Below are 6,212 nucleotides of genomic sequence, written 5' to 3'. Positions count from 1 at the left end.
GTGTTATGATGTACTCCAAAAAAACACAATTTCTTCACAGGTTATTCATGATAACTTCATGTTGTTTCGTTATAATTACCCTATGAAGAGACTTCGTAACATCACCTTAAGGAGGTTGCCAAATGAAAAAGATTGCAGGGGTTCTAGTTTCTACCTTTCTCTTATTGCCGCTTTCCGCTGACGCTTTCATCATCACAAAGGCTAATCCTTCCAGTGCTACTACCTACGTTAGCCAAGTAACCAATACCGGTCCGTGGAATTCGGTGGAAATACAATATACAAATGAAAAAGCCTTGCCCACTCTTACGCTGACCCGAACCGACTCCAGGGATTATTTGTTTGCTGACAAGACGCAACTGATTACTGACGGAGTGGCTTCTGATTTGAAATTAACTGATACATACCGGAATCCTACAGGCTACAGAACACAAACCAGTAGCCTTGGTCGCTACGAATTTACCCCAGAGCAAATAGCCAGCATCCTAAACGCCAAAAATGTCTCACTACAAGTGTCTTTCCGCAACAGCAATACGATGACTTGGAAGGTTTCAGAAAAAGTGTTTAATGAGTGGAAAGAAGTCTTATCCAAAAGACAAAGTCAGGTTTCTTTGCAAAAGACTCCCATTAGCATAGATAATCACTCATCTATCACAGGTAATCAGCCTTAAACAGGAAATCCCCTCGTTTTTGCAAGGGAAAGCTGGGGTATTCCTATTATAAAACTAAAACCGGCTATAAAACCCCGTTAGGCAACATTCCTGTACATACATGAGGCTATGGCACAGCAGAGTTATCAGTAACACCCGAAGAAAAAGCGTAATTTATTCACAGGTTATTCATTATAAATTCATACGATGCGGCTATAATTAAGCACAGGAAGACGATATTCCTAACAACCATATCTAGGAGGATTTACACATGAAAAAAGTAGCAGGGATTTTAGTTACCGCATCATTATTGTTTTCACTCTCCGCTGATGCCGCTGTCAGTACTAAGGTTAATAAAGACGATACAACTACCTATATTAGCCAAACATACTTAAGCGGTCCTTGGGATTCTATAAAAGTACAATATACAAAAGAAAAATCTTTACCAACCATTACACTTAGCATAGCCGATCCCTCGTTCGATAACCCGACGTATTATTTGTTTTCTGACAAAACAACATTAGTTATCGACGGCGTAGTTTCTGATTTGAAGCTAGTTGATACATATAGGGATCGTACTAGCGACCTTGGCATTTTTGAATTCACGCCCGCACAAATTGCCAGTATACAAAATGCAAAAAAAGTCTCGCTTCGCGTCTCCTTCTACAACAAGAATACACTTACTTGGAAAGTTTCTGAAAAAATGGTAAATGAATGGAAAGAAGTTTTCGCCGGCGGACGCAAGTTTACCAAAGATCAAAATCGTATCTCTTTGCAAAACTCTATGCCTCAAAACATGCACTCCACGCATCATGGCAACTAACCGGAACTCACAGGCAACTCCAACTGGCCGTTGCTTTAGAATTATTCCTTAAACGGTTCCAAAGAATGAATGCCCCAAGCTTTTGCAAGGAAAGCTTGGGGCATTCAAGTATCATTCCACGTAACAACAGTACAACAAGGGTGCCTAACATAAGTGAGGGCTCGACAGCTCCTCGGCCGTCAATGCAAATAAGTGCCAAAGAGAAGCTTGAGCGGATTCTAGTGTTTACAGCTCTCGGCATAGCACTCTAACCGAGCAAGGACCACAGTGAGAACTAGACCAAACGTCATTGCGGTGAAAAGGTGTGATAAATTTGATTCCGGCGTAGCGTGTTCTAACATGGGTATATGAAAAATTGTACCTAGTGTGTGGATTATAACCCAGACTGCCGCCCCATAGGTGGAGCCTGAAAATAATGGATAACTGTTTTCTAATTTTGGGAGCAAATACACAAATACAATACCCAGCAAGCCTGCAACCCCTATTTGAAGTACTTGAGCGAAAATTTCTTCCCGCATAGATTCCGGAAAGTCACCCCATACCACTATTGCTGCTATATCGAGATATCTAACCTTGGCGATACCGAGTGTATAGGATATCAGATTTAGTGCAGCCATTACTACTCCAGCGATTGCCCCTGCCAAGTAACCCCTCACAAACTTGTTCTGCATACTTACCACCCTCTACCCTCTTTTTCACTATGGCCTAATTTACGTTTCCCTCAAAAACCAGTAGTAGGGATATCCCCATGGTTTTAGTATAAGGATTCCCAAATTAATTATTTTTGAATTTTGCTTTTCGGTAAATTTGCTAACAGGCAATTTCACTCACTTGTTTATGCTCCTCTTCTTACTCAGCCGGACCTTTCCAATAGAAATGCCCCAAACTTTCGAATGAAAGCTTGGGGCATTCTACTGAAATATCAAAACAGCTACCGCAAAACCCGCCGGGCACCAATATACCGCGGGCCCCAGTACGAACTGTCCAAACGGTCAATGGCCACACCACGGCTGGACGATGCGCTAATAAACTTGCTATCGCCAAGGTAAATACCATTATGTGAAGGACCAGGCTCATATGTGCTGAAAAACACCAAGTCGCCTGGTTGCAGCTGATTTGTTGTGACCGACAACCCTACATCAAACTGAACATCGGCCGTCCTGGGCAGGGAAATGCCGTTTAGACCAAATACATACTGGGTAAAACCCGAACAATCAAACCCGTTGGGGGTGATGCCACCCCATAGATAAGGCACCCCTTGTTGCCGTTTTGCTGTCGCCAAAATGCGGCTAACGACGATGCTGTCACCCCGCCCCCGGCTTACCGGCGTACCGGGCAGCCTGAGAACACTCCAGGTATCTTCACCAACGATACCATCGACTTCCAAGCCCCGGTCAGCCTGGATGGCCCTGACCGCCGCTTCGGTTTGACTACCAAAGACACCATCGGCACCGCCGACGCTATATCCAAAGCTTTGCAGCCTCTCTTGCAAAAGAACCACATCATCACCGCTGTCCCCCATCCGGAGGGCAGCTGCTTCTGCACTACTCATCAGTAGCCCACTCATAAGTACAACCAATAATGCTTTTTTTGCTGCTGTTTTCCATGAACCTTTAATCAAATCTCGAACCGCCTCTCGTCGCCTTCGGAGTTAGCTGCCGGGTTAGGGCCAGACTCAGCCCCGCGTTGTAGCGCTTCACCCCAAATTAAAGGGTCCTCCGTACCTGTTCAGGATTCGACGTATTAGTTACTTGTCCAGTGTCACCTCCTTCCTATAGTGCAATTATAACCAAATTCGCCTAAATTCGACAGATATTTTACACGCCGCATCGTTTCACCTTACAAAAGATTATGGTATGGGCTTGGTTGTGCCGAATAAGGCAGACCTGGAAAGAAAAAAACCTGACGAATAAAAAGCGTCAGGCTGTGTTTGCGACTGCGCACTCTGCTATAGCTGCGAGTCACACAAAAATACTGAGGATATGTTTAGTATAGCAAATCATTAAGAATATCTAATGAAAAGAAGATGAAAAAGTAGTGAATTTTTTCGTGAACATGCTAGTTAACGAATGATCCTACCTTCAGTTACAACGGATTATTGTGAAAACTACTTATTATAGAAACTTTAATGCGTATGCGCTGATCCATCACTATGTGTATGGGTTTCACCGGGGCGCGCCGGCTTAGGGCTGGCTGGGACAGCTTTGGGAACAGTGCTGGTACCTGGCTCAGGGGTGACTGAGCGGTGATGGTCGGAACCCTCTCCGTGGTTATGCTCATGGCCCCCACTTTCCCCTTGGGAAACAGCCGCTACCCCGACGCCATACTCATAAACCAGGCGTCCGCCAAGGTGCGCCCCATAGGCCATGGTGCCAATGGCGAACACGCCGATAGCATAGTACACTGCCAACTGAACCATCGACTGGGGCAACATGGTTTTTCGCAAACTCCGCCAAACTAACAATAGTCCAAACAAAGCGGTGGCAACATACTCTATTTGTTTATGCCTTTCCATAATGACATGGGAAGCATCGTTATGGCCGGCGGTGCTTTCCGCATAAACGCCGGAACCAATAGCGGCAGCTAATGAAACTCCTCCAACTAGAAGACACCACCAGCCAGCTGACCGCAGCGAATTCCTTTTTAAAACCGTACTCAGTATGTCAAAAAGAAAGCCAATAAGCAGTAGCGCAATGGGAAAGTGTATAAGGGCGGGATGAAGATTTTGCATGTTACACTCCTTATATTGTTATATATAGAACTGCTTTCACGTGATAACTAAAATTCAATCATCAGCTTCACTTACCCTATATACCACCCCTTTATTAAATGGGAGTCCAACCCCGAAATATATGTGGACGTCTGATATTATACACGATAAATATGAATATCTTATGAATACTCAAGAAATTTTTACCACCAATCTCTCCCTTATCCTTTCTTTTCGGCTTTACTGCTTTTTGATTTCTGCATGGGCTTAAACTATTTTGCATCCCTATGGGACTTTGACCGTACAATATTTGATAAACTAAGTCACGCCGATAACGGGGCGTTTTTTCGGGAAGATGCCGGCATCGATGTCCCAGGCAGCAATCCCTATCAATTAAAAAGACTCCTTATTCTGCAACTAAAATTGGGTTTGTGGGGATTTAAACTTCTGCTGCTGAGAGTAGTTTTGCTGGCAAAATTAGAAAGCCTGTATATTTCTATGCAAAGTAACTTCCGCATCAATGTGTAGTAGTACCGAAATAAACCGGACGAAATCTCAGCAAGATTTTGTCCGGTTTATCGTTAACATACGACGGTAACCTCTTGTCGCTTAGGGAGTTTCCGGCCAAAAGCAATTGAATAGCCAGAACATTGGACGAGTATTTCGCATTCTGTATGCATGCTATGGGATAATTCCTGAAGATCCCGGTGTGGGCAGCTCCCCCCGACTATTCGCCTAAAATTATTTATTAGAAGCTCCAAACTAAACCGGAGGCGAAATTTTTATCAGCGCCTGTCCGTCCATCCGCTTTTAAGTTCATATAGACAGCATGGAAGGATAGATTGTCCCTGATGGTACGGTTATAGGCGTAGGTAAAGCCGGAGTATTTGGAATCACCGGTCCAAAGGTTGTTGGTGCTGTACGAATAGGCATAGGGACTGATGCTGCCTGCAACCTTGTCAACGCCGTTGTATTCCACATTGTTGTATTGTACGGTAAAGCTATTTTTGTCCCAGCTATATGTACTAGCCACAAAGTAGGCTGTATTATTAATATCCGCATTTGAGCGGGTGTACTCGCCGCTAAAGCCGATATTGGGCGTAGCCTGAATAGTGGTATTCACAGCAAAGTATTTACGGGAATCAGTAGCAGCATTATCCTGTTTGGCAGATGCAAAAGCAAGACCTGCTTGAACCTTCTTGCTCAGTTGTTTGCTGACGTCAAGTCCATACCATTGCGCTGCGTCAGAATCGGGAATGTAGGTTAAAACATTCGTAGTTTTTCCACCGATTACATTGACGTTGTAGTCACCGAGTTTCTTTGTAAGTTTGACACCATCAAAATGGTTGGTAACACCTGAGGCATCGGCACCAGTCCCTAAGATGGACCCTTGACCGAGAGTTACAGCTTGACGACCGAGGCTGTAATTCCAGTCATCCAGCTTACCTTTGATGCCATACCAGTCAAACTCAGTGGTCTTGGTGGAATCATTTGCCGACATGGCGGGAGAACCAACATTGTTACGGCTGCTGATCCGCCCGAAGAAAGCAGTATCCTTATCTAACTGGCCATTGAACATCAAACGGGCTCGAAATTGAAAAAAAGATCTTTTGTCTGTGACCGCTCCGTTTCCACTGGTAGTATCGTCATAGACACGGCCTTGTAAACGAAAATCGCCAGTGAAATCAAGAGGCATCGCCATCGCCGTTCCTGCGGATAGAGCAAACATCGCCGCCAGAGCTAAATAAATTATTTTTTTAGCCATGTTTTCCTCCTAGGTTTTTAGTTTGTATTACAAGCTATAGTGGGGGATAAGTGTCTTATATTTCCTTATCCGCTATACAGCTTGTCATCAAGAGTTTCGCGCCGTTAGGCAACCTAAGATTGCACCTCCTTCCCAGCCTAACAGTATTATTAACTCATGAATGCGCATCACTATTTATAAGCCCAGCAATCATTGATTGCAATTCATAGTGCTAGCCTACGATTCGGTGAAACCTATTTTTATATTAACAATTTATTATGAATAACT

Annotated in this window: 6 protein-coding genes and 1 riboswitch; of the genes, 2 read left to right on the top strand and 4 right to left on the bottom strand. The window is 44.1% G+C overall.

Annotation, left to right across the window (positions count from 1 at the left end):
- Positions 1-122 precede the first annotated feature (122 nt).
- The gene (locus tag VN379_RS15585; protein WP_325535467.1) at positions 123-668 is read left to right on the top strand and encodes a hypothetical protein; all 546 of its coding nucleotides are present in this window, start codon (positions 123-125) and stop codon (positions 666-668) included.
- A gap of 250 nt (positions 669-918) precedes the next feature.
- On the top strand, positions 919-1,470 hold the full coding sequence (locus VN379_RS15580; RefSeq protein ID WP_325535465.1) for a hypothetical protein: 552 nt from the start codon (positions 919-921) through the stop codon (positions 1,468-1,470).
- Between the two features lie 218 nt (positions 1,471-1,688).
- Here VN379_RS15580 and VN379_RS15575 read toward each other — a convergent pair whose 3' ends face one another.
- The 4 genes from VN379_RS15575 to VN379_RS15560 form a co-directional block, all read right to left on the bottom strand.
- A complete protein-coding gene (locus VN379_RS15575) occupies positions 1,689-2,141 on the bottom strand; it encodes a hypothetical protein (RefSeq protein WP_325535463.1) in 453 nt (150 codons plus the stop codon).
- Between the two features lie 260 nt (positions 2,142-2,401).
- Entirely contained in the window at positions 2,402-3,037 is a 636-nt protein-coding gene (locus tag VN379_RS15570) for a C40 family peptidase (protein ID WP_325535469.1), read from the bottom strand.
- A 58-nt stretch (positions 3,038-3,095) separates the two neighbouring features.
- Positions 3,096-3,221: riboswitch (cyclic di-AMP (ydaO/yuaA leader) on the bottom strand.
- A gap of 374 nt (positions 3,222-3,595) precedes the next feature.
- The gene (locus tag VN379_RS15565) at positions 3,596-4,201 is read right to left on the bottom strand and encodes a DUF2231 domain-containing protein (RefSeq protein ID WP_325535461.1); all 606 of its coding nucleotides are present in this window, start codon (positions 4,199-4,201) and stop codon (positions 3,596-3,598) included.
- Positions 4,202-4,928: 727 nt separating this feature from the next.
- Complete coding sequence (locus VN379_RS15560) at positions 4,929-5,945, bottom strand: hypothetical protein (RefSeq protein ID WP_325535459.1); 1,017 nt, start codon at positions 5,943-5,945, stop codon at positions 4,929-4,931.
- Positions 5,946-6,212: the final 267 nt, after the last annotated feature.

It is taken from the genome of Sporomusa sp. (assembly GCF_035561255.1).
GTDB lineage: Bacteria > Bacillota > Negativicutes > Sporomusales > Sporomusaceae > Sporomusa.
Note: the sequence above shows the minus strand (reverse complement) of the source record. Positions and strands in the feature narration are given on the sequence as shown.

Coding starts and splice junctions, on each gene's coding strand:
- VN379_RS15570 (WP_325535469.1), bottom strand. CDS start 3,037: ATGAGTGGGCTACTGATGAGTAGTGCAGAAGCAGCTGCCCTCCGGATG.
- VN379_RS15575 (WP_325535463.1), bottom strand. CDS start 2,141: ATGCAGAACAAGTTTGTGAGGGGTTACTTGGCAGGGGCAATCGCTGGA.
- VN379_RS15580 (WP_325535465.1), top strand. CDS start 919: ATGAAAAAAGTAGCAGGGATTTTAGTTACCGCATCATTATTGTTTTCA.
- VN379_RS15560 (WP_325535459.1), bottom strand. CDS start 5,945: ATGGCTAAAAAAATAATTTATTTAGCTCTGGCGGCGATGTTTGCTCTA.
- VN379_RS15565 (WP_325535461.1), bottom strand. CDS start 4,201: ATGCAAAATCTTCATCCCGCCCTTATACACTTTCCCATTGCGCTACTG.
- VN379_RS15585 (WP_325535467.1), top strand. CDS start 123: ATGAAAAAGATTGCAGGGGTTCTAGTTTCTACCTTTCTCTTATTGCCG.